20 protein-coding genes are annotated in these 21,373 nt (G+C 73.0%); 10 read left to right on the plus strand and 10 right to left on the minus strand.

Going from position 1 to position 21,373, the window contains the following annotated elements:
* Positions 1-213: 213 nt before the first annotated feature.
* The 3 genes from ssuE to AQJ11_RS49890 form a co-directional block, all read right to left on the minus strand.
* Complete coding sequence (ssuE, locus tag AQJ11_RS23655) at positions 214-768, minus strand: NADPH-dependent FMN reductase (protein WP_059264289.1); 555 nt, start codon at positions 766-768, stop codon at positions 214-216.
* A 355-nt stretch (positions 769-1,123) separates the two neighbouring features.
* Positions 1,124-1,207 (minus strand): putative leader peptide, encoded by an 84-nt coding sequence (locus AQJ11_RS52720; RefSeq protein WP_355075612.1) that lies wholly within the window; start codon positions 1,205-1,207, stop codon positions 1,124-1,126.
* A 126-nt stretch (positions 1,208-1,333) separates the two neighbouring features.
* The gene (locus AQJ11_RS49890; protein WP_167360873.1) at positions 1,334-1,510 is read right to left on the minus strand and encodes a hypothetical protein; all 177 of its coding nucleotides are present in this window, start codon (positions 1,508-1,510) and stop codon (positions 1,334-1,336) included.
* A gap of 353 nt (positions 1,511-1,863) precedes the next feature.
* Here AQJ11_RS49890 and AQJ11_RS23660 point away from each other — a divergent pair, with 353 nt between their 5' ends.
* The 3 genes from AQJ11_RS23660 (at position 1,864) to AQJ11_RS23670 (ending at position 5,526) form a co-directional block, all read left to right on the plus strand.
* Entirely contained in the window at positions 1,864-3,375 is a 1,512-nt protein-coding gene (locus AQJ11_RS23660) for an SDR family oxidoreductase (RefSeq protein WP_059264290.1), read from the plus strand.
* A 92-nt stretch (positions 3,376-3,467) separates the two neighbouring features.
* Positions 3,468-4,844, plus strand: a complete 1,377-nt coding sequence (locus AQJ11_RS23665) for a cryptochrome/photolyase family protein (protein ID WP_059264291.1) — start codon at positions 3,468-3,470, stop codon at positions 4,842-4,844.
* 247 nt (positions 4,845-5,091) lie between these two features.
* Positions 5,092-5,526 (plus strand): SPW repeat protein, encoded by a 435-nt coding sequence (locus tag AQJ11_RS23670; RefSeq protein ID WP_041664964.1) that lies wholly within the window; start codon positions 5,092-5,094, stop codon positions 5,524-5,526.
* A gap of 135 nt (positions 5,527-5,661) precedes the next feature.
* Here the strand turns inward: AQJ11_RS23670 and AQJ11_RS23675 are convergent, their stop codons facing one another.
* Positions 5,662-6,174: a GNAT family N-acetyltransferase gene (locus tag AQJ11_RS23675; RefSeq protein WP_059264292.1), complete on the minus strand. Its 513-nt coding sequence runs from the start codon at positions 6,172-6,174 to the stop codon at positions 5,662-5,664.
* Between the two features lie 80 nt (positions 6,175-6,254).
* Positions 6,255-7,712 (minus strand): APC family permease, encoded by a 1,458-nt coding sequence (locus AQJ11_RS23680; protein WP_079082392.1) that lies wholly within the window; start codon positions 7,710-7,712, stop codon positions 6,255-6,257.
* 116 nt (positions 7,713-7,828) lie between these two features.
* Between AQJ11_RS23680 and AQJ11_RS23685 the strand changes: the two genes are divergently transcribed.
* Both AQJ11_RS23685 and AQJ11_RS23690 read left to right on the plus strand, forming a co-directional pair.
* Complete coding sequence (locus AQJ11_RS23685; RefSeq protein WP_014670803.1) at positions 7,829-9,013, plus strand: ROK family protein; 1,185 nt, start codon at positions 7,829-7,831, stop codon at positions 9,011-9,013.
* 106 nt (positions 9,014-9,119) lie between these two features.
* Entirely contained in the window at positions 9,120-11,834 is a 2,715-nt protein-coding gene (locus AQJ11_RS23690) for a glycoside hydrolase family 2 protein (protein WP_059264293.1), read from the plus strand.
* 54 nt (positions 11,835-11,888) lie between these two features.
* Here the strand turns inward: AQJ11_RS23690 and AQJ11_RS23695 are convergent, their stop codons facing one another.
* Complete coding sequence (locus AQJ11_RS23695) at positions 11,889-13,337, minus strand: hypothetical protein (RefSeq protein WP_059264294.1); 1,449 nt, start codon at positions 13,335-13,337, stop codon at positions 11,889-11,891.
* Between the two features lie 230 nt (positions 13,338-13,567).
* On the opposite strand from AQJ11_RS23695, the gene AQJ11_RS23700 reads away from it, so the two are divergent.
* The gene (locus AQJ11_RS23700) at positions 13,568-13,831 is read left to right on the plus strand and encodes a GlsB/YeaQ/YmgE family stress response membrane protein (RefSeq protein ID WP_014670806.1); all 264 of its coding nucleotides are present in this window, start codon (positions 13,568-13,570) and stop codon (positions 13,829-13,831) included.
* Position 13,832: 1 nt separating this feature from the next.
* Here the strand turns inward: AQJ11_RS23700 and AQJ11_RS23705 are convergent, their stop codons facing one another.
* Positions 13,833-14,609, minus strand: coding sequence for a GNAT family N-acetyltransferase (locus AQJ11_RS23705; RefSeq protein WP_203348838.1), 777 nt, complete (start codon positions 14,607-14,609; stop codon positions 13,833-13,835).
* Positions 14,610-14,681: 72 nt separating this feature from the next.
* The gene (locus AQJ11_RS23710) at positions 14,682-15,053 is read right to left on the minus strand and encodes a MerR family transcriptional regulator (protein ID WP_058079327.1); all 372 of its coding nucleotides are present in this window, start codon (positions 15,051-15,053) and stop codon (positions 14,682-14,684) included.
* A 60-nt stretch (positions 15,054-15,113) separates the two neighbouring features.
* Between AQJ11_RS23710 and AQJ11_RS23715 the strand changes: the two genes are divergently transcribed.
* Together AQJ11_RS23715 and AQJ11_RS23720 are read left to right on the plus strand one after the other, a co-directional pair.
* Positions 15,114-16,400, plus strand: coding sequence for an MFS transporter (locus AQJ11_RS23715; protein WP_059264295.1), 1,287 nt, complete (start codon positions 15,114-15,116; stop codon positions 16,398-16,400).
* Entirely contained in the window at positions 16,384-16,875 is a 492-nt protein-coding gene (locus AQJ11_RS23720) for a nucleoside deaminase (RefSeq protein ID WP_059264296.1), read from the plus strand. Before AQJ11_RS23715 ends, AQJ11_RS23720 begins: the two co-directional genes overlap by 17 nt.
* Positions 16,876-16,878: 3 nt before the next feature.
* Here AQJ11_RS23720 and AQJ11_RS23725 read toward each other — a convergent pair whose 3' ends face one another.
* Entirely contained in the window at positions 16,879-17,733 is an 855-nt protein-coding gene (locus tag AQJ11_RS23725) for a GNAT family N-acetyltransferase (RefSeq protein ID WP_059264297.1), read from the minus strand.
* A 361-nt stretch (positions 17,734-18,094) separates the two neighbouring features.
* Positions 18,095-18,778 carry a chaplin gene (locus tag AQJ11_RS23730; protein WP_208616595.1) on the minus strand — a complete coding sequence of 228 codons (684 nt, stop codon included), beginning with the start codon at positions 18,776-18,778 and terminating at the stop codon, positions 18,095-18,097.
* 283 nt (positions 18,779-19,061) lie between these two features.
* Here AQJ11_RS23730 and AQJ11_RS23735 point away from each other — a divergent pair, with 283 nt between their 5' ends.
* On the plus strand, positions 19,062-20,669 hold the full coding sequence (locus AQJ11_RS23735) for an alpha/beta hydrolase (protein ID WP_059264299.1): 1,608 nt from the start codon (positions 19,062-19,064) through the stop codon (positions 20,667-20,669).
* A gap of 178 nt (positions 20,670-20,847) precedes the next feature.
* Complete coding sequence (locus AQJ11_RS23740) at positions 20,848-21,372, plus strand: DUF4232 domain-containing protein (protein ID WP_059264300.1); 525 nt, start codon at positions 20,848-20,850, stop codon at positions 21,370-21,372.
* Position 21,373: the final 1 nt, after the last annotated feature.

Genomic DNA, 21,373 nt, shown 5'->3' on the forward strand with positions numbered 1-21,373 from the left:
GCCGGCTGTCGCCGTTGGTGGGCAGGAACCAGTGGAAGGTGAGGGACACGTGGGGACTCCGATCAGAGCAGGCCCTGCCGGGGCGGCGGCCGGGTGGAGCGGTGCGGCACGGTGTGACGCGTTGCGCGCCGACGGGGGGCGGAGGTGTGGGGCGCGCACACGCCGGGGGGCGGAGGCGTGGGAGCGGCTGCCGGCATCCGGCAGCCAGCGCCGTCAGCTCGCCGCCGCCAGCAGCGGGGTGCGGTCCAGCGCCGCGGCGAACTGGTCCACCACGTGCCCCAGGGCCTCGGCGGTGGTGGGCGTGAGGGACACCGCGCCGTCCTCCCGTACGGTGATGTCCTTGTCGAGGGTGAACCAGCCCTGGACTATGTGCGTGGCACCCATGGAGTTCAGCACCGGGCGCAGGGCGTAGTCGATGGCGAGCACATGGGCGGTGGAGCCGCCGGTGGCGAGCGGCAGCACGGTCTTGCCGGTGAGCGCGTACTGCGGGAGCAGGTCCAGGAGCGCCTTGAGGACGCCGGAGTACGACGCCTTGTAGACGGGGGTGCCGACCACGACGCCGTCGGCGCGGGCGAACAGTTCGGTGGCCTCGACGATGGCGGGGTGCCGGAAGTCCGCGCCGAGCAACGCCTCGGCCGGGACGGTACGGACGTCGAGCGGGATGACCTCGTGGCCCTGGGCGATGAGCCGCTGGTCCAGGTGGCGCAGCAGACGGCCGGTGCGCGAGGAGGCGGAGGGGCTGCCGGAGACGGACAGGACGGTGGCCATGGGTGCCTCGTTTCTGGGGTGCTCCGGGCACGCGCGCACGGGGACGGGCGCCCGGTGAAGTCGAAGGGGAGCGGATTCCGGCTCGGCGGTCAGGCGGGGACCCGGCGGGCGGATGTCATAGGCGCTCCGGGCATGCGGAATGCGACGAATTCCGCGAACCCGCGAACCCGCGAACTCCAGGAATCCGGGAACCGCGCGGACCGAGAAACCCCGGAACTACGGGATTCCCGCCGCGGAATTACCCGGCGGAATGTCCGGGCAGGCGGAATTCCGGCCCCGAGAGGGCGGCGAGGGCAGGTGAGTCACACGTAGAGGAGGCCCGATGGGGCCGACGGGACCGGCGGGAAATCGCGGATCAGGCCGTGGGGCGACAGGAGGCGCTGGAGACGCGCGCGAGGTCGACATGGCGTCGCCGCGTGAGGTCCAGTCGCATCGTCATGCCGTGATCGTCGCAGCAGCCGGCGACGGTCGTCAAGGAATTCCCGACCGGTCTCGTATGGCGGACCGGGGAAGAGAAGGAAGGCGTGGCTGGAAATCGCCAACGCCTCCCACGGGACCGAACGCCTCAGGCCCGGCCGCCCTCCTCCTGTGCCTCGACCACGACGAGGAACGCGTCCGACTTCAAGTCCATGACCACGGTCGCCGGTTCGCCCTCGGCGCGTCGGGCGGCGGCGTACTCCTCCGCGGGCCACGATCCACGCGGAGCCCCTGCGGGAAATCGCTCCAGCACCTTGGCACTCATGGCGGCGGACACCTCCTGCGTCGCTGACCGAACGGAATGTACAGCTTGTACCGGACCGGCTGCCCCCGATCGCTGAGGACATGTCACCGCATCCGGTCCTCGGCACCGCGCGGCGGGCCGGGCGGCGACCGGCGGCGGCCGACCGGCCGACGCGCGAGTGCACGGACGCACGGGCGCGCACGAACGCACAGGACACACGTGACACAACTGACACACCTGACACACGTGACCCACGAAGGCTCGGACCCACGGACGCGCCCTGACGTTCGGCCGATGGGACGACACGCATCCGCCCGCCGGGCCCGGCGGGAAGTGATTCCCGGGGGACCACCGACACGGAGGGCCTGCACGGGATGGACCACGACGACTCGACGGACCGGCTCCGCTGCCTGGTGACGGGAGCCACGGGCTACATCGGCGGCCGGCTCGTGCCCGAACTGCTGGCCGCCGGGCACCGGGTGCGCTGCCTGGCCCGCTCCCCCGAGAAGCTGCGCGACCACCCGTGGGCGGACGAGGCGGAGGTGGTGCGGGGGGACGTCACGGACGCGGACTCGGTCGCCCGGGCGATGCGGGACGTCGACGTGGCGTACTACCTGGTGCACGCGCTCGGCAGCGGCAAGGACTTCGAGGACACCGACCGCCGCGCGGCCGGCGTCTTCGCGGAACGGGCGAAGGCGGCCGGTGTGCGGCGCATCGTGTACCTCGGCGGTCTCACGCCGTCCGGAGTGCCCGCGGACCGGCTCTCCCCGCACCTGAGGTCCCGGGCGGAAGTGGGCCGCATCCTGCTGGCCTCCGGCGTGCCGACCGCCGTGCTGCGTGCCGCCGTGATCATCGGCTCGGGCTCGGCCTCCTTCGAGATGCTGCGCTACCTCACCGAACGGCTGCCGGTGATGGTCACGCCGAGCTGGGTGCGCACCCGCATCCAGCCCATCGCCGTGCGGGACGTGCTGCGGCTGCTGGTCGGCAGCGCGGGCCTGCCGGGCGACGTGAACCGGGCCTTCGACATCGGCGGGCCGGACATCCTCACGTACCGGGACATGATGGTCCGGTACGCGCGCGTCGCGGGGCTTCCCCGGCGGCTCATCGTGGCCGTGCCGGTCCTCACCCCCGGCCTGTCCAGCCACTGGGTGGGGCTCGTCACGCCCGTCCCGGCGTCCATCGCGCGCCCGCTGACCGAGTCGCTGCGCCACGAGGTGGTCTGCCGCGAGCACGACATCGCCCGGTATCTGCCCGACCCGCCGGGGCATCCGCTCGGCTTCGACCAGGCCGTACGACTCGCCCTGCGCCGGGTGCGCGAGGCGCGCGTGACCACCCGCTGGTCGTCCGCCGCGGTACCCGGCGCGCCCAGTGATCCGCTGCCCACCGACCCCGACTGGGCCGGCGGCAGCCTGTACACGGACCGTCGCGAGGCGGTGGTGGACGCCCCGGCGCACGAACTGTGGCGGGTGATCGAGGGCGTGGGCGGAGAGCACGGCTGGTACTCCTTCCCGCTGGCGTGGAGCCTGCGTGGGTGGCTGGACCGGATGGTCGGCGGGGTGGGCCTGCGCCGGGGCCGGCGGGACGCGGAGCGCCTGCGGGCCGGTGACTCGCTGGACTTCTGGCGGGTGGAGGAGATCGAACGGGGACACCTGTTGCGGCTGCGGGCGGAGATGCGCCTGCCCGGGCTGGCCTGGCTGGAGATGTGCGCGGAACCGGCCGGCGGCGGTCGCAGCCGGTACCGGCAGCGGGCCCTGTTCCACCCGCGCGGGCTGCTGGGCCACGCGTACTGGTGGAGCGTCTCACCGTTCCACGCCGTGGTCTTCGGCGGGATGGCCCGCAACATCGCGCGGGCGGCGGCCCGGCAGGGCCCCGACGTCGCTCGCTGACGCCGCATCCGCAAGGCCCACCGGAACGGAAGTGACCGGATTGCCCTCTCTCGCTCGTTCTCGCTCGTTCCTCCTCGTTCCGGAGCCGCGCCATGGATGTCTCGGTCGTCCTGTTCACCGCCGACCTGCGCCTGTACGACCATCCGCCGCTCCGGGCCGCGCTGGACGGCCCCCGTCAGGTCGTCCCGCTGTTCGTCCGCGACCGGGGCGTGGCCGACGCGGGCTTCGCGGCGCCCAATCGGCTGGCGTTCCTCGCCGACTGCCTGCGGGACCTGGACACCGGGCTCCGTGAGCGCGGCGGGCGGCTGGTGGTGCGCTCCGGCGACGTCGTGGAACAGGTCTGCGCGGTGGCCGCGGAGGCGGACGCCGACGAGGTGCACATGGCGGCCGACGCGAGTGCCTACGCCCGGTCGCGGGAGCGGCGGCTGCGGCACGCCCTGGAGGCCGAAGGGCGGCGGCTGCACGTGCACGAGGCCGTGACCACGGTGGTGCCGCCCGGCGAGGTGACCCCTGCCTCCTCGGACCACTTCGCGGTGTTCACGCCGTACTTCCGGCAGTGGTCGCGACAACGGCCGCGGGACGTCCTGGGTGCGCCCCGCTCGGTCCCCGTGCCGCCCGGCATCGGCTCCGAGGAGCTGCCGTCCCGGGCCTCGCTGCCGGGGACCTCGCCGGGGCTGGCGGAGGGCGGCGAGGCGGCCGGCCGGAAGCGGCTCGCGGCCTGGCTCCGCTCCGGCATGGCGCTCTACGCGGACCGGCACGACGACCTGGCCGGGGACGCGACCTCCCGGCTCTCCCCGCACCTGCACTTCGGCACGGTGTCCCCCGTCGAGCTGGTCCACCGGGCGCGCCGGGCGGACGGTCCGGGAGCGGAGGCGTTCGTACGGCAGGTCGCCTGGCGGGACTTCCACCGTCAGGTGCTGGCGGCCCGGCCCGGCGCGGCCGTCGCCGACTACCGCACCCGGCACGACCGTTGGCGGTCGGAGCGGACGGCCCGGGAGGACATCGAGGCGTGGCGGGAGGGCCGTACCGGCTGGCCGGTGATCGACGCGGCGATGCGCCAGCTGCGCCACGAGGGCTGGATGCACAACCGGGCCCGGCTGCTGACGGCGAGCTTCCTGGCGAAGACGCTGTACGTCGACTGGCGCGTCGGGGCCCGGCACTTCCTGGAGTGGCTGGTCGACGGCGACCTGGCCAACAACCAGCTGAACTGGCAGTGGGTCGCGGGCACCGGCACGGACACCCGCCCCAACCGGGTCCTCAACCCGCTGATCCAGGCCAGGCGGTACGACCCCGACGGGGTGTACGTGCGGCGGTGGGTGCCCGAGCTGAAGGAGGTGGCGGGCGCGGCGGTGCACGAGCCGTGGAAGCTGCGAGGCCCCGACCGCGAGCTCGTCGCCGCGTATCCGGAGCCGATCGTCGACCTCGCCGACGGGCTGGCCCGGTTCAGACGGGCGCGGAGTCGCGGTTGACCGGGCCGCACGTGCCAGGGCAACACGCGCTTGGCCTCGACGTACCGCTCCCCCGCCGGGGCCCGTCCGCGGCCCATGGCGTGCGGGGTCGGCGGCACCCCGGCGCGGCAGCCTCCAGCGACAGCGAGCAGGGACCGCCGCCCCAGCCCTACACATAAGGAAGAAATAAGGGCAAACTGGAGTATGCGGCGCTCATCGCATGCCGCACCAGACGCGGTCTGGCCTGCAACGCCAAAGGAGACGACTCATGGCCAACTTGCACAGGGGTGACATATCGAGCCACCCCGATGTCTCCGAAATGCGGGACCGCTACGCCCGCATGCTCGGCGGTCGTGATGTGGCGCTCGTGGACGGGCCGGTGTTCCTGCTCGGCCTGTACTGCGCCGCCTCCCCGTGGATCCTGCACTACACGGCCAGCCAGCCCGCCCTCATGACCCACAACCTGATCATGGGCATCGCGATAGGCCTGCTGGCACTGGGATTCACCCGGGCACCCGAGCGCATGTACGGCCTGAGCTGGGCCATGTGCGCCCTGGGCATCTGGATGATCATCGCTCCGTGGATCGTGGGCAGCGGCCCGGACACGGGCGTCGTCATCAACAACATCGTCATCGGAGCCTTGGCCCTCGTCCTCGGACTGATATGCGCCGGTACGGCGGCGAAGAGCGCCCCCAGGCCGTAGAAGAGCCGTAAGAGCCTTCAAAGAGGAGACCGAGGAAAGGAAGGGAATGACGCGGGGCCGGTCCGCCCGTGGCGGACCGGCCTCCGCGTGCCCGCGTCCGCGCGGCGGACGGTCACCGGGTGCGGTCCGGGGCGGTCAGCCGGCCACGGTGAGGGAGATCCACATGTCCGGGGGCAGGTCCGGCCGTCCCGGCACCGGCCGTGGCTCCCGGGTCCGCGCGTCGCCGGCCAGATCCCCGGCGACGCGCGGCCAGAAGCTCACCGCGGCCGGGTTGTCCTGCTGGAAGGCGATCTCCCACGGCCCCGGGTGCCGGGTGAGCACCTCGCGCGCGGCCCGCAGCCCGATGCCCCGGCGCCGGGCGCCGCGTACCACGAAGAAGCTGTTCAGCACGCGGACCGGACCGTCGAGCCCGCGGACGAAGGCGAATCCGGCGGGGTGTTCTCCGCAGGTCAGCAGGTACGGCGCCCAGCCCGGCTCCGTGAAGGCGTATGTCACGCGTTCACTGCGGAAGGTGCCGTCGGCGGCGGGCAGGAGGCCCGTGAACTCGGACAGGTCGTGGCGGAACATCAGCCACAGCCGCTCCACGGCGGGCCGTTCCTCGGGGGTCGCGGGGCGGACGGTGACGTCCGCGGTCATGATGTCGGTCATGATTCTGGTCATGAACCGAAGCGTCCCCGGCGGACTGCGGTCCGGCCGGGGAGGTGCGCTTCGACGGCGGTAACTCTAGCTCATGCCAAGGGTGTTGCCGTGACCGCCTCCGGGGAGTCCGCGCCGGTCTCCTCGCTGACCTCCTTCGGGCCGAACGGCCACACCTTCTCCAGCCGCGCCCAGATCACGAAGGCCACACCGCCGAGGGCCAGCCAGGCCAGGGACCACTCGATGGGATGACGGCCCGGGGAGTTCTCGTCGGCGTAGCCGTAGATCACACACCAGCCGACGAAGGCGACGACGCTCGGCAGGGGGTACAGCCACATCCGGTACGGACGGGGCAGGTCCGGCCGGCGTCGGCGCAGCACCGTCAGCGCGACGATCTGGGCCAGCGCCTGCACGATGACCATCACCGTGGTGAGCAACTGGATCAGGGTCGCGAGGTCGGTGTGGCGGCCGATCAGGAAGCCGACGGCGGTGATCACGCCCATGGTGGCGAGGCCGAGCATGGGAAAGCGGTGCCTCGGGTGCAGCTTGGCGTACGGGCGGAAGAAGACCCGGTCGCGGGCGGCGTCGTAGGGCACCCGGGAGCCGCCGAGCAGGCCGGCGAAGACGGAGGCGAACGCGGTGATCAGGATCAGCACGGTCACCGTGTCGGCCGCGCCCTTGCCCCAGGTCTCCTCCAGCACGGCGGAGGCCACCGAGGAGGAGGCGATGTCGTGCGGGTCGGTCATCCGGTGCCAGTCGACGACACCGAGGGTGCCGATCTGAAGCATCAGGTAGATCGCCATGATGCCGAGGATCGAGAAGAGGATGGAGCGCGGCAGCGTACGTCCGGGCTCCTTGATCTCGGCGCCCATGTAGGCGGTCGTGTTGTAGCCGAGGTAGTCGTAGATGCCGATGGTCAGGCCGGCCGCGAACCCGAGCCAGAAGTGGTTGCTCATCACATTGAAAGCCCCGGCCGGGTAGGTGAAGGCCATGTGTGGGCTGAAGTGAGTGGCGGCGGCGACGATCACCAGCAGCACGGAGGCGATCATCACGATCCACATCACGGCGGTGATGCGGGCGATGTGCTCGATGCCGCGCCAGAGCAGGACCACCACCAGGGCGATGGCGCCGAGGCCGATCAGGTCACCGGCGGTCTGCCCGAGGCCGGGGGCGAGATAGCCGAGGTACTGGACGAAGCCGACCACGCCCGTGGACATGATCAGCGGGATGAAGAGCATCGCCGTCCACACGAACAGGAACGGCATCAGACGGCCGGTGCGGTACTGGAAGGCCTGGCGCAGATAGAGGTAGCTCCCGCCGGAGCCGGGCAGCGAGGCGCCCAGCTCGGCCCAGACCAGGCCGTCGCACAGCGCCAGGACCGCGCCGGCGACGAACCCGATGACCGCCTGGGGGCCGCCGAACGCGGCGACCATCAGCGGGATCGTCACGAACGGCCCGATGCCGCACATCTGGCTCATGTTGATCGCCGTGGCCTGGAACAGACCGACACGGCGGACGAAACCACCCGGGGGTGGCGGGCTACCGGACATGGGGGACTCCTGACGCGACGGGCGCGCGACGCCCGGCGGAGGGTGACTGGCGGATAAAGTTAAGGAGCCTTACTAGAGGCGTCAAGTGTGCGACAGGAATGCACGAGAATGGTGCGATGCCCGCCAGCGACGTCGTAGAGCAGCCGGAACAGCCCTGGAGCCGCCGGCGTCTGCGCAGTACCAACGAGCGGCTCCTGCTGGACCGGCTGCGTGCGCTCGGTGCCGCCTCGCGCGCCCAACTGGCCCGTGAGACGGGCCTGTCGAAGCCGACGGTCTCCAGCGCGCTGGCCTCGCTGGCGGCGGCCGGCCTGGTGCACGAGGTCGGCACGCAGGCCCCGGAGCGCGGGCGCACCGCCGTGCTCTACGCCCCCGATCCGGCCGCCGGGTACGCGCTCGGCGTGGACATCGGCCGGGGCTGGCTGCGCGTCGCGGTGGTCGACCTGGACGGCACGGTCGTGGCCCGCGCCGACATACGCAACCGGGCCCGTGCCTCGGCCGCCCTCACCGACCTGGTCGTGAGCACCGCCCGCCAGGTGATCGCCAACTCGGGCGTGGACCCGGCCGAGGTGGTGCACGGGGTGCTGGGCACGCCGGGGGTGTACGACGAGAGGCAGCGGCGGGTGCGCTACGCGATGCACCTGCCGGGCTGGGGACGGGCCGGGCTGGTGGACGGCATACGCACGGAGTTGGGTGTGCCGCTGGAGGTGCACAACGACGCCAATCTGGCGGCGCTCGGCGAGTACACCTACGGCGTCGGCGCGGGCAGCCGGCTCTTCGCGTACATCCTCATCGGCACCGGGCTGGGGATGGGGGTGGTCAGCGAGGGGCGGCTGTTCACGGGCGCGCGCGGGCTGGCCGGGGAGATCGGCTTCCTGCCGTGGCACGGCAGGCAGAAGCCGGAGCGGCTGGAGGACGCGGTGTCGGGGGTGGCGGTGGTGGAGTCCGCCCGGCGGTTCGGGATGCACGGGCAGCTCACGGCGAAGGCCGTGTTCGACGCGGCCCGGCAGGGACATCCGGGCGCCGTGCGGGCGGTGGAGCTGGAGGGCGAGCGGATAGCGCACACCGTGGCGGCTGCCGCCGCCGTGCTCGACCCGGACCTCGTGGTGCTCGGTGGCGGTGTCGGGCACAGTGTCGATCTGCTGCTGCGGCCCGTACGGGAGCGGTTGCGGACGCTGACGCCGCTGCGGCCCCGGATCGCGCCGAGCCGGCTCGGCGAGGACGCCGTCCTGCTGGGCGCGGTGGCCACGGCGCTGGACACGGCCCGCGACCTGGTGTTCGAACGCCGTACGGCCGGAACCTGACCCGTGCAACGGCCACCACGGCGGGGGTCGTTGACACGGTCCGTGGCGCGCCCTAGCGTGGCCCGGGTTAGTAAAGTTTCCTAACTTTACGAGGCTGGAGACCGCCGTGTTCCCTCGCCCCGCCCGCCGGCTCCCCCTGACCGCCGCGCTCCTCGCCCTGGTCGGCTCCCTGGCCATCGGCGCCTGGGCCGGCCCCCGGGACGCGGCGGAACCCCACCGGCCCGTCCGGATCACCCCTGTCCCCTCCGCCGCCGGCACCAGCACCCCGCTGTCCGGCTACGCCGTCCAGTCCACGGCGAAGGTGAGCGACTCGGCGGCGGCCGTCTCCTCCCCCGGCTATCCGGCGCGGGACTGGTATCCGGCGGGCCCACGCTCCACGGTGCTGGCCGCACTGCTGGCGAACGGTGTGTACGCCGACCCGTTCCACTCCACCGACCAGCAGAAGATCCCCCGGGCCGACTTCGAGGTGCCCTGGTGGTACCGCGCCGACTTCACCGTCGGGGACACCCGGCAGCGCACCTCCCTCGATTTCAGCGGGGTCGTCTCGGCAGCGGACGTCTACGTGAACGGCCGGCAGGTGGCGAAGGCCGCCGAGGTGACCGGCGCCTACACCCACCACGAGCTTGACATCACCTCGCTGGTCAGGCCGGGCACCAACACGGTCGCCTTCCTCGTCCGGCCCAACGATCCGCTCAAGGACCTGACCATGGGCTGGATCGACTGGATCCAGCCGCCGCCCGACCAGAACATGGGAATCGTCCGGGACGTCCTGGTCCGCAGGGGCGGCCCGGTCGCGCTGCGCGACGCGCACGTGGTCACCGAGCTGGCGGTGCCGAAGCTCGACACGGCGGACCTGACGGTCAAGGCCCGGGCCCGCAACGACACGGACGCGCCGGTCACGGCGGAGGTCGCCGGCAGCGTCGACGGGACCGCGTTCCGTACGACGGTGTCGCTCGCGGCACACGAGACGAAGACCGTCACCTTCTCCCCCGCCGACACCCCCGGCCTGCACCTGACCGACCCGAAGGTGTGGTGGCCGGCCGGCATGGGCGGGCAGCCGCTGTACGACCTCGACCTCACCGCCACCGTGGCCGGCACGACGTCGGACACCGCGCACGAGACCTTCGGCATCCGGGACGTGAAGGCCCCGCTGGACTCCGACGGCGCCCGGCAGTACCGGATCAACGGCCGCAAGCTGCTGATCAAGGGCGGCGGCTGGTCCCCGGACGAGTTCCTGCGCTGGGACCCCGCTTATGTCGAGGACCGCTTGAAGTACGCCCTGGACCTGGGCCTGAACACCCTGCGCCTGGAAGGCCACCTGGAACCGGACGAGTTCTTCGACCTGGCCGACCGCCACGGCGTGCTCACCCTGCCGGGCTGGGAGTGCTGCAACAAATGGGAGGGCCAGGTCAACGGCGGTGAGAAGGGCAACCGGTGGACCGACGCTGACTACCCGGTCGCCGGAGCGTCCATGGCCGCCGAGGCGGCGCGGCTGCGTGACCACCCGAGCGTCGTCTCCTTCCTGATCGGCAGTGACTTCGCCCCCGACGCGAAGATCGAGAAGACCTACCTGGACTCCCTGGAGTCCGCCGACTGGCCCACGCCCGTCGTCTCCTCCGCCTCCGACCGGTCCTCCCCACGGCTGGGCAGCTCGGGCATGAAGATGACCGGCCCCTACGACTGGGTGCCGCCCGGCTACTGGTACGCCAAGCGGGAGGGCGGGGCGACCGGGTTCAACTCCGAGACCAGCGCGGGCCCGAGCATCCCCACCCTCGACACCCTGCGCCGGATGATGACGCCCGCCGAACTCGACACCCTGTGGAAGGACCCGGACGCCAGGCAGTACCACCGTTCGCCGTCCCCCGTCTTCGGCACGCTGAAGATCTACGACGACGCCCTCGCCGGCCGCTACGGCGCCCCGACCGGTCTCACCGACTACGTCCGCAAGGCCCAGCTGGCCCAGTACGAGAACGTCCGCGCCCAGTTCGAGGCGTACGGACGCAACGCGACCGACCAGGACCGGCCCGCCACCGGGGTGATCCACTGGATGTTCAACAGCGGCTGGACCTCCCTGCACTGGCAGCTCACCGACCGCTACCTCGACCAGAACGGCTCCTACTTCGGCGCGAAGAAGGCGAACGAGCCGCTGCACATCCAGTACTCCTACGACGACCGCTCGGTCGTGGTGGTGAACAACCGGCCCGCCGCCGCCAAGGGCCTCACCGCGCGGGCCACGCTGTACGACCCCGACGGCACGCAGCGGTACGACAGGACCGTCACCGGCGTGGCGGTGGACGGGAGCGGGGCGCACGGCACACCGCTGACCCTGCCGTCCTCGGTGAGCGGGCTGGCGCGGACGTATCTGCTCCGGCTGGTGCTGACGGACGCGCACGGCGCGGAGGTGAGCCGGAACGTGTACTGGCTCTCCACCCGGCCCGACACCCTCGACTGGGACGGCACCACCTGGTACCACACGCCGACGACGAGCTACGCCGACATGAAGGGGCTCGCCTCGATGGCGCCGGTCCCGGTGACGGCGACGGCGACCACGCGTTCGTCGGACGGCACGGCGACCACGACGGTGACCCTGCGCCACGGCGGAAGCGGCAGGACCCCGGCGCTGCTGACGGACGTGCACCTCGTGGACGGACGCGGCAAGCCCGTGCTGCCGGTGCGCTGGTCGGACAACGAGGTGAGCCTGTGGCCGGGCGAGTCGGTGACGCTGACCGCCACCTACCGGACGGCCGACCTGCGCGGCTCGGCCCCGGCCGTGCGGGTGTCCGGGTGGAACACGCCGGAGCGAACGGTGCCGGCGGCCTGACGCCACAGGGGGTGGGCCCGCGCGGCCCACCCCCTGTCCCTGTCCCGGCTCAGCTCAGCTCACGGTGAGCGCGGTGTCGTCGAGGACGAACGACGTCTGGAGGGTGGAGCCCTCGGTGCCGGTGAACTTGATCGTGACGGTCTGGCCGGCGTAGCTCGCGAGGTTGAAGCCGCGCTGGGTGTAGCCGCTCGCCGCGTTCAGGTTCGAGTAGGTCGCGAGGGTGGACAGCACCGTTCCGCTGCTGCTCAGCACCTGCGCCTTGAGGGTGTCGTAGGCCGTCGAGGTGGTCGTCTCGGCGGTGTCGACGTGGAGGTGGAAGCTCAGGGTGGCGCTCGTGCAGCCGGCGGGGATGGTCACCGACTGCGCGAGGGTGTCGGTGTGGGCGGAGCCGTAGCCGTTCAGCCAGGCCTTGTAGGAGCCGGTGCGGGCGGCCTCGCCGGTGTCGTTGGTGATCACACCGCTGGAGGCGGTCCAGGAGGTGGCGCCGGACTCGAAGCCGGGGTTGGCCAGGAGTTGGCCGGCCGTGCAGGTGCCGCCACCAGTACCGCCGCCGCTGCTGCCGCTGGCGCCGGACAGCCACTCGGTGGCGTTGAGGGCGAGGGCCGCGTCCGTGGCGCTGGAGTCGTTCCAGCCGTCGTACAGGGTGTTGCCGGACTGGCCGGTGCCGTCGTCGATGGGTGAGCTGTCGCCCCAGAACGCGACCCGGCCGCTGCCGAAGGTGCTGGTGGCGAAGAAGGCGCCGGTGTTGCCGGAGTAACCGGTGCGGTAGAGCAGGCCCTTGACGGCCGCGTTGTCGGCGGGCTTGAGGGTGGCGGTCGTACCGCTGGCGATCAGGCTCTTGGTGACGGTGCCGAAGGAGCCGTGGAGCACCGGGTCGGTGCTGTCGCCGATCGCGGACGGGTGGTCGGAGCTGATGCTCAGCGAGTCGACGGAGAAGCCGAACGGGTCGGTGGAGTCGACGCTGTTGTTCGTCATCAGGTCGTTGAAGATCTCGACCGCGTCGTAGCCGTCGTTGTTGCGGTCGGCGCCGGTGTGGTCGGAGATCATGAACAGACCGCCGCCGTTCTTCACGAAGTTCATGATCGCCGTCTTCTCGGCGCTGGTGAACAGCGTGTTGGGTTCCGGCAGGACCAGCGTGTCGAAGTTCGACAGGTCGCTCGCGGACGTGCCGCCGTAGGCGAGGCTGGAGCCCGACGGCAGGGTCTTGAGGCTGTAGTCGCCGGTCTTCTGGAGCGCCACGCCCCAGGAGGACAGGGCGCCGGTCCAGTCCGTCTCGGCGGACGGGGTGGAGTCCTGGCCGAGCGGGTCGGGCTGGCTGGTGGAGATGATCCAGTCGGCGTTCCCGGCCGTCTCGGCGTGGGCGTTGTCGAACAGGACGCGGTGCGTGGTCGCCGCGTGGGCGGGGGCGCCGGTGCCGACCTGGAGGGCGGCTCCGGTGGCCAACAGGCCCAGGCCGGCCAGGGCGGTGGTGAATATGCGGCGGGATCTGTCGGATCCGGGCATCCGTCGAACCTCCGTGAAGGGATGGGGAAGAGGGCGGTGCGGGCGCCAAGTCTGCGCGCGTAGAACCCGCTTGAGGGTTCTACACGCGTCGAACGATTGAAAGGTACATGGCATGAAGGGGCGGTGAACAGAGGCCTCCGGGGGCAACCGGGTCGGAGTGGCTCCGCTTACAGCGGGCACATGCCACATCAGCGGGGGATCACCGACAAGAACGTCAAGGAGGGTCGGCCATGGAGATCTCAGGGATCATCAGCGCCATCGTCATCGGCCTCGTCATCGGTGTGCTGGGGCGGCTGGTCGTCCCCGGACGGCAGCACATCGGGGTCCTGTGGACCATCGTCGTCGGCATCGTGGCCGCGCTGCTGGGCTCGGCGATCGCCGCCGGGCTGGGGGTCGCCGACACGAAGGGGCCCGACTGGATCGAGTGGCTCATCCAGATAGCCCTGGCGGCCGTCGGAGTGGCCGCGCTGGACCGGAGCCGGGCCCGTCGCTGAGTCAGTTCTCGTAGACGTAGGGCGTCGTGGTGCTCAGTGCGTGGAAGCCGAGGCGGGCCAGGATCGGGCGGCTCATGGACGAGGCGTCGACGTGCACGTAGCGGTAGCCCTGGGCGGCGGCGACGCGGGCGCGGTGGGCGATCAGGGCGCGGTAGATGCCCCGGCCCCGCCAGGCCGCGACCGTGCCGCCGCCCCACAGCCCGGCGAACCGGGTGCCCGGCACCAGCTCCATGCGGGCGGCGGCGACGGGTTCGCCGTCGGCGAGGGCGGCCACGGCGACGACCGTGCCGGGGTCGGCGGCCAGACGGGCGAGCAACTGGTGCCGCAGACCGCCGCCGTCGGTCCCGAAGACCCTCTCGTGCACGTCCACGACGAGGTCGACGCCGGCCGGATCGCCGGCCTCGACGAAGCGGACGCCGGCCGGCGGTGCGGTGTCCAGCGGCAGCCCGGCCACCTCGGCCACCATGAGCGTCTCGGCGGGTTCGGCCCGGAATCCGGCGGCGAGCAGCCGGTCGCCGAGATCGGCCGGCTCGTCATGGCCGTAGAGCTTCCACTCGAAGTCCAGGCCCAGGCCGCCGAAGTAGGCGATCTGCTCGCGGACGGTCCGGTCCACGTCCGCCGCGCCCAGGCCGGACCAGAGCACGCCGTTCCAGCCGTGCGCGTCCGCGACCTGGCGCACCACCCCGTCGGCCCGCTCGATCCGGGCCCCGGGTCCGTCGGGCCGGGCACCCTCGCGCAGGTCCCGGTCGTACACAGCGAGCACTGAGGCATGATCCATGTCCTCACTTCAGCACGCCGACCGGGCAGACACAAAGGATTTACCGGGCAGACCGGAAGATGTGGCAGGAAGTCAGCGGCCGTCCGGCCGTACCGCCGCCAGGTAGGCGGTGAGGCGGTCGCGGTTGCGGGCCAGGCAGTCGATGCGGGCCTGGATGCGGTCGATGTGCCCCTGGAGCAGGGCGGCCGTCTCCGCCGGCACGTCCTCGGGAGCCGGCACGAGGTGATCCGGACCGCAGAGGTACGGCAGGATCACGCGGATCATCCCGGTGGTCAGACCGGAGTCCAGCAGGCCGCGGATCTGCCCCACGCGCGCGACCGCCGACTCGGGATAGCTGCGGTAGCCGTTGCCGGTGCGCTCCGGGTGGAGCAGCTGCTGTTCCTCGTAGTACCGCAGCAGCCGGGTGGGGACGCCCGTACGCCGGGACAGCTCACCGATCCGCATGCCGGCCTCCCGGAACCGCGCTTGACCTTCACACTGATGTGAGGCTTCGACCATGGTCGCATGACCCTGTCCTCCCAGGTCAAGGGCGGCGGCCTGCCGTGGTCGGGGCTGCTCGCCCTGTCCTGCGCCGCGTTCACCGCCGTACTGACCGAACTCCTCCCGGCGGGCCTGCTGCCCGCGATGGCTCCCCCGCTGGGGGTGGCCGAGTCCCGGATCGGTTTCCTCGTCACCGCGTACGCCGCCGCCTCGTTCGTGGCCGCGATCCCGCTGACCGCGGCCCTGCGGGGCCTTCCCCGGCGGCCGGTGCTCTGCGGCACGCTGCTGGGGTTCGCCGTCAGCGACGCCCTGGTCGCGCTGTCGTCGTCGTACCCGCTCACCGTCGCGGCCCGGCTGCTGGCCGGGGCGATGGGCGGCACGCTGTGGGCCATGCTCGCCGGGTACGCGGCCCGGATGGCGCCGGCCGAGCGGCGCGGCCGGGCCATCGCGGTGGTGCTGGCCGGGATCACACTGGCCCTGGCGCTGGGCGTGCCCGCCGGTACCGCGCTGGCCGGAGCGCTGGGCTGGCGGTCCGCGTTCGGCACGCTCGCCGTGCTCGCCGTGCTGCTCGTGGGCTGGGTACGGCTGCGGGTGCCGGGCTTCCCGGGTGAACCGCCGCACGCGCGCGTGCCCCTGGTCCGGGTCGCCGTACGCCCCGGGATCCGCCCGGTGCTGTCCGTGACGCTGTTCCTGCTGCTGGGGCACCAGGTGATGTACACGTACCTCGCCCCGTTCGCCGCGCACGCGGGGTACGGCCGTACGGGCGTGCTGCTCGCGGTGTTCGGGTCCGCCACGGTGGCCGGCATCTGGCTCACCGGCGTGCTGGTCGACCGCGTGCCACGCCCGGCCCTGCTCACGGCGCTCGCGCTGGTCGCCGCCGTACTGCCGGCGCTGGGCCTGGGCGCCCGGCTGCCCGGGCTGCTGGTCGGCGCGGTGGCGCTGTGGGGTGTGGCCTTCGGCGGGGCGCCCACGCTGATCCAGACCGCGCTGGTCGACGCGTCCGGGCCGGCCGACGCCGATGTGGCGACCTCGTTGCAGACCACGGTGTACAACGCGGGCATCGCCGCCGGTTCGCTCACCGGCGGTCTGGCGCTGGACGCCGCGGGCGCCGGGGCGCTGCCCTGGACCGCGCTGCCGCCGGTCCTGCTGGCGCTCGCGACGGTCGCGGCCGGGCGCCGCCGCGCCTTCCCGGCACGGCGACCGGCTGTTGCCATCGGGGCAAACGCGCTGGCCGGGTCGGCCGCGGTGGCCGTCGCCTGCCCTGCCGGAGATCATGCCGTGAGGAGGCGGGCCGATGGTACGGGACAGTGAGCTGCGATATCTGCGCCGCTGTGTGGAGCTGGCGACGGAGGCGCTGGACGCCGGTGACGAACCCTTCGGGTCGGTGCTCGTGGCCGGGGACGGGACGGTGCTGGCGGAGGACCGCAACCGGGTGGCGGGCGGGGACCGCACCCGGCATCCCGAGTTCGAGCTGGCCCGCTGGTCGGCCGCGCACCTGACGCCCGAGGAGCGTGCCGCGGCGACCGTCTACACCTCCGGCGAGCACTGCCCGATGTGCGCGGCGGCGCACGCCTGGGTGGGGCTCGGCCGGATCGTGTACATCGTCTCCTCCGCCCAGCTCTCCGCCCTGCTGGCCGAGTTGGGCGTGCCCGCGCCTCCGGTGCGCACGCTGCCCGTGCGGGACGTGGCGCCGAACGTGGCCGTGGAGGGGCCGGTGCCGGAACTGGTGGAGGAGGTACGGCAGTTGCACCGCCTCCACCGCGCCGGGCGCTCCGAAGGCGCCTGAGACTCAGCCGAGTTCGAGGGTGGTGACGCCGAACACCCGCTCCCGGGCGTACGCGCGCACCGGTCCCGTGTACATGCGGGCGGTCTCGAACGAGGGGCGCAGGCCCGCCGCTTCGGCGAGGGCGACGCCGGCCGTGTTCGGCTCGGGGACGTCGATCGCCACCTCGCTGCCGGCCGCCTCGGCGGTGAGGGCGGCGAACAGGGCGCGGGCGTCGTCGGCGGTGTCCGCGAAGAGGGGGCCGATGCGCAGGGTGTCGTGGCCGGGGCGGAGCACGCCGTAGCCGGTCGGGCGGCCGTCCTCCTCGCGGACGACGGCACGGTGGCCGGGCGTGCGGAGCCACTCGGCGAGGAAGCGGGGGCGGTCGGCGGGGTGGCAGGCGCTGTCGTAGGCGGTCAGCGCGGCCAGGTCGGCGGGCCCGGCCGGGCGGACGCCGGTGGGCGTGCCGCCGTCGGCGGCGGTGCCGGTGAAGCGGATGGTGCGGTGGGCGGAACGGAAGCCGGACTGGCGGTAGTTGCCCTGCTGGGCGACGACCCCGTCCAGGCCGACGGTCCGGTTCCCGGCGTGGGCCAGCGCGGTCTTCCACGTGGTGAGCCCGTGTCCCTGGCCGCGCAGGTCGGGGCGGACCAGGTAGCAGCCGAGGAAGGCGTAGTCGGGGCCGTGGTTGACGACGGAGATGGCCGACACCGGCTCCCCGTCGATCCGGCCGAGGAAGAACCCCTCGGGGTCCTGCGCGAAGAACGCGGGCCCGTCGGACAGCCCGGGATTCCAGCCCTCCGCGGCCGCCCACCCGCTGATCACCGGCCAGTCGTCGAGGGTGGCCCGGGTGACGACGAGGTCGTGGGGGATCGCAGAGGTCATCGATGCGCTCCGTTTCGGTCGGGTGGGGCTGTCGGTACGCCACGGCCGTCCGCCGGCCGCCCGCAGCATCCTTCCGAATCGAGGGAGGCCACGCCATGGGGAGATCGGACGATACGGCTGGATTCCACCTACGGGACCGGGGAGTTGGCGGGCGTTTGGATTTCGATGCAGGATGCCGACCACCAGGGCCCCGAGGGCGCCGATCGACTTCGCGGTGCCGTCGGCCGCTCCGCGGGGTCGTACGGCTTCGAGTGGGGGGCGCGGGGCCGCGTCCGACGTCTGCCGTGTCCCTCACCGCACCCCGCGCGGCAGCGCACGGCCCCGCCGGGCCGGGGTCCGGCGGGGCCGTGTGAGGGGTGGGTCAGTGGGGGCGGCCGGGGCGGAAGCGGCGGTACAGGATCGCGCCCGTGAGGAGGAGCGCGGCGCTGCCGGCGACGGCCGGGGCCGTCATGTCCGCTCCCGTGTGGGCCAGCGTGGAGGTGGCCGGGTGCGGAGCGGGGTGCGACCGGACGGGGGCCGGCGGCTTCGGGGCCCGGTGTGTCGGGGCCGGGGTCCGCGGGGGCCGGGTCGGTTCGTCGCCGGGGCCGTTGACCGACTGGTTGCCGATCGCCGGGTTGCCGATGCCGACGACGTCGACGCTGTTCCCGCTGACGTTGACCGGCAGGTCGACGGGGAGCTGGATGCCGTTGCCCGACAGCACCCCGGGCGAGCCCTCGGTGGCGCCGTGGGCGGACGCCCCGCCGGACGTGGCCGACGCCCCGTCCTTTCCCGTGCCGCCGCTCTTCCCCCCGCCGGTGTTCGCGCACGCGTTGCCCGCGGCCGGATTGAGCAGCCCCACGACGTCCACCGTGTTGCCGCAGACGTTCACCGGCACGTGCACCGGCAGCTGGATGCCGTTGCCGGAGACCACGCCGGGCGAGCCGGCCGCCGAGCCGTGGGCGTCGGACCCGCCCGCCGCGAAGGCGGTGGACACCGGCAGCGCCACGGCCATCGCACCGGACGCGGCGGCGACGGCGATCACACCGTTTCGGGTAGCCCGTCTCATAGGTTCCCTGCCTTCCAGACATCATCGCGAGTACTCACCCGCACCACCTAAAACGGAGTCCAGCCAATCGGAGTTATGGCCGATCGGCCTTTCACCCCATCGAGCGGCACGGTTATCGAACTGCACGCAAAGCCGCTGAAAGATCGCCGACGGGCACGGAGGGCGGGCACAATACACCGCCGGCAGCCGCCCCGCTCGCCCGGAGGCGGGCCGTCCGGGGCCCGCTTAACCTGATCCGAGGGCGCCGACCCCGGTCCGCGGCGGGCGCCCCGGGAGGCGAACGATGCTGGCCAAGCTGTCCACACGGCCCGCCGTCCGGCGCTGCGCGGGTGCCTCGGCCCTCGCCCTCGCGCTGTTCGGAGCCGGGCTGCCCGCGGCTGCCGCCGACCAGCCGCAGCCCGACCTGTCCCGGTTCTACCGGCAGAAGCTCACCTGGGCCCCCTGCCGGGGGACGGCCATGCCGAAGGACCTCCAGTGCGCGAAGGTCACCGTCCCGCTCGACTACGCGCGACCGGGCGCCGGCACGCTCGACGTGGCGCTGGCCCGCTACCGCGCCAGCGGGACGTCCCAGGGCTCGCTGCTGCTGAACTTCGGCGGTCCGGGCGCCGCCGGCATCCCCTCTCTGGCCGCCGAGGGCAAGCAGTTCATGGACCTGACCAAGGGCTACGACCTGGTCACCTTCGATCCGCGCGGGGTCGGCCGGTCCTCCCCCGTCAGCTGCGGCGACGGGAGCGACGAGGCCTCGGCCGTGACCGAGAAGGACACCGACATCAGCCGTCCGCGGACGCTGCTCAACCGGTTGCGGCAGGCCGCCGACCAGTGCGCCCGGTCCTCCGGCCCGGTGCTGGCGCACATCGGCACCGTGAACGCCTCCCGCGACCTGGACGTCATCCGCCAGGCGCTCGGCGACGGCCGGCTCAACTACCTCGGCTTCTCGTACGGCAGCCGGCTCGGCGCGGTGTACGCGGCGCAGTTCCCCGGCAAGGTCGGCCGGGTCGTCCTGGACGGCGTGGACACGCTGACCGAGTCGCTGGCCGAGCAGGGGGTGGCGGGGGCCGAGGGGCAGCAGACGGCGCTGGACGACTTCCTGGACTGGTGTACGACGGACCTCGGCTGTCCGTTCGGGCGGGACCGGCGCAGGGCCGGGGACCAGGTGATCCGGCTGGTGCGCTCGCTCGACGAGAACCCGGTGCCCACGGACTTCGGCGGATCGTTCTCCGGCCAGGACCTGGTGGGCGCCATCGGGCAGGCCCTGTACAGCAGGGACCTGTGGCCCTCGCTGGAACGGGCGCTGGCCTCGCTGGTCGACGACGGTGACACCCGGGGCGTCCTGGCCTTCACCACGGGCGGCATCGGGCTGCCGTCCCACGAGCGGCACCGGACGGACGGCGGGCTGACCGACGCCCAGGACGTCCCGGCGGACAACCTGCCGGCGGCGCTGATGGCGATCAACTGCGCGGACGACCCCGACCGGCCCACCGCGGCACGGCTCACCGAGGACCTGAAGGACCTGCGGGCCGCCTACGACCAGGCCTCGCCGGTCTTCGGCCGCTACCGGCTCACCCAACTGCTGCTGTACTACGGCCGGCCCCGGGGCACCGACTTCATCCGCGACCGGGTGAAGGACGTCCGCTCGGCGAAGATGCTGCTCGTCGGCACGCGCGGCGATCCGGCGACGCCGTACCGGTGGGCCGTGGAGACGGCGGACCGGCTCGGCCCGTCGGCGGTGGTGCTCGACAACAAGGGCGAGGGCCACACCGGGTACTCGTCCTCCCTGTGTGTGCACCGCAAGGTCAACGACTTCCTGCTGTACGGCTCGCTGCCCGCGAGCGGCAGTTCCTGCCCGGCCGACGCGAGCCGCCAGAGTGCCGCCTCGGACAGCACCGGCTGAGGGCCGCACACCGCCGGCCGCCGGTCCCGCCCGCGCCGGCCCGCACCGGATGTGGCGCATCCGGGTGAATGCCGCGTACCGGGGCAACCTCCCGGCCGCGCCGGCCGTCCCACTCGACAAGGCGTGCCCAGGCCGCCGTATCCCCCATCCCGTACGTGACCGCGACAGGGAGCCCGTCATGCGCATGCGCGCCGTCATCGCCGTATCCGCCGCCTCGGCCGCCGTGGCGGCCCTGCTGCTGACCGCCCCGCAGAGCCAGGCCGCCCCCGGCCGGGACCGGCCCGCCCGCTGTGCCGAGAAGGCGCTGACGATCCGGGCGAAGGCCGTGACCGGCCACCCGACCGTGCTGCGCACCAGCGTCACCAACAGCGGCACGCGCGCGTGTGCCGTCGACCGGGTGCCCACGGTGACCTTCGGGGACCTGGACGGGATCGCGTTGCCGTTGCCGGAGGGCGGCGCGGGCAGCTACCGGCTCGCGGCGGGCGGCACGGCCTACGCCGACGTGCGGACCATCGCCGACCCGGCGGACCCGGAGGCCCGCCGGGTGGTGGGGGTGGGGGTGGCGGCATCGGCCGCGCACTGGGGCCGCTCCTTCACCGCGGGGCGGCTCGGCACCGGGCGCCGGGTGCTCGTCTGGGAGCCGGTGACCACCTGGTGGCAGCCGTCGGCACAGGCCGCGGACCGCGCCATCGGGCTCGGCTGAC

Source organism: Streptomyces corchorusii, assembly GCF_001514055.1.
Classification (GTDB): Bacteria; Actinomycetota; Actinomycetes; order Streptomycetales; family Streptomycetaceae; genus Streptomyces; species Streptomyces olivaceoviridis.

Excerpts from the sequence above, each read along its gene's own strand:
- ssuE (WP_059264289.1), bottom strand. The coding sequence starts at position 768 with ATGGCCACCGTCCTGTCCGTCTCCGGCAGCCCCTCCGCCTCCTCGCGC.
- AQJ11_RS52720 (WP_355075612.1), bottom strand. The coding sequence starts at position 1,207 with ATGACGATGCGACTGGACCTCACGCGGCGACGCCATGTCGACCTCGCG.
- AQJ11_RS49890 (WP_167360873.1), bottom strand. The coding sequence starts at position 1,510 with ATGAGTGCCAAGGTGCTGGAGCGATTTCCCGCAGGGGCTCCGCGTGGA.
- AQJ11_RS23660 (WP_059264290.1), top strand. The coding sequence starts at position 1,864 with ATGGACCACGACGACTCGACGGACCGGCTCCGCTGCCTGGTGACGGGA.
- AQJ11_RS23665 (WP_059264291.1), top strand. The coding sequence starts at position 3,468 with ATGGATGTCTCGGTCGTCCTGTTCACCGCCGACCTGCGCCTGTACGAC.
- AQJ11_RS23670 (WP_041664964.1), top strand. The coding sequence starts at position 5,092 with ATGGCCAACTTGCACAGGGGTGACATATCGAGCCACCCCGATGTCTCC.
- AQJ11_RS23675 (WP_059264292.1), bottom strand. The coding sequence starts at position 6,174 with ATGACCGACATCATGACCGCGGACGTCACCGTCCGCCCCGCGACCCCC.
- AQJ11_RS23680 (WP_079082392.1), bottom strand. The coding sequence starts at position 7,712 with ATGTCCGGTAGCCCGCCACCCCCGGGTGGTTTCGTCCGCCGTGTCGGT.
- AQJ11_RS23685 (WP_014670803.1), top strand. The coding sequence starts at position 7,829 with ATGCCCGCCAGCGACGTCGTAGAGCAGCCGGAACAGCCCTGGAGCCGC.
- AQJ11_RS23695 (WP_059264294.1), bottom strand. The coding sequence starts at position 13,337 with ATGCCCGGATCCGACAGATCCCGCCGCATATTCACCACCGCCCTGGCC.
- AQJ11_RS23700 (WP_014670806.1), top strand. The coding sequence starts at position 13,568 with ATGGAGATCTCAGGGATCATCAGCGCCATCGTCATCGGCCTCGTCATC.
- AQJ11_RS23705 (WP_203348838.1), bottom strand. The coding sequence starts at position 14,609 with ATGGATCATGCCTCAGTGCTCGCTGTGTACGACCGGGACCTGCGCGAG.
- AQJ11_RS23710 (WP_058079327.1), bottom strand. The coding sequence starts at position 15,053 with ATGCGGATCGGTGAGCTGTCCCGGCGTACGGGCGTCCCCACCCGGCTG.
- AQJ11_RS23715 (WP_059264295.1), top strand. The coding sequence starts at position 15,114 with ATGACCCTGTCCTCCCAGGTCAAGGGCGGCGGCCTGCCGTGGTCGGGG.
- AQJ11_RS23720 (WP_059264296.1), top strand. The coding sequence starts at position 16,384 with ATGGTACGGGACAGTGAGCTGCGATATCTGCGCCGCTGTGTGGAGCTG.
- AQJ11_RS23725 (WP_059264297.1), bottom strand. The coding sequence starts at position 17,733 with ATGACCTCTGCGATCCCCCACGACCTCGTCGTCACCCGGGCCACCCTC.
- AQJ11_RS23730 (WP_208616595.1), bottom strand. The coding sequence starts at position 18,778 with ATGAGACGGGCTACCCGAAACGGTGTGATCGCCGTCGCCGCCGCGTCC.
- AQJ11_RS23735 (WP_059264299.1), top strand. The coding sequence starts at position 19,062 with ATGCTGGCCAAGCTGTCCACACGGCCCGCCGTCCGGCGCTGCGCGGGT.
- AQJ11_RS23740 (WP_059264300.1), top strand. The coding sequence starts at position 20,848 with ATGCGCATGCGCGCCGTCATCGCCGTATCCGCCGCCTCGGCCGCCGTG.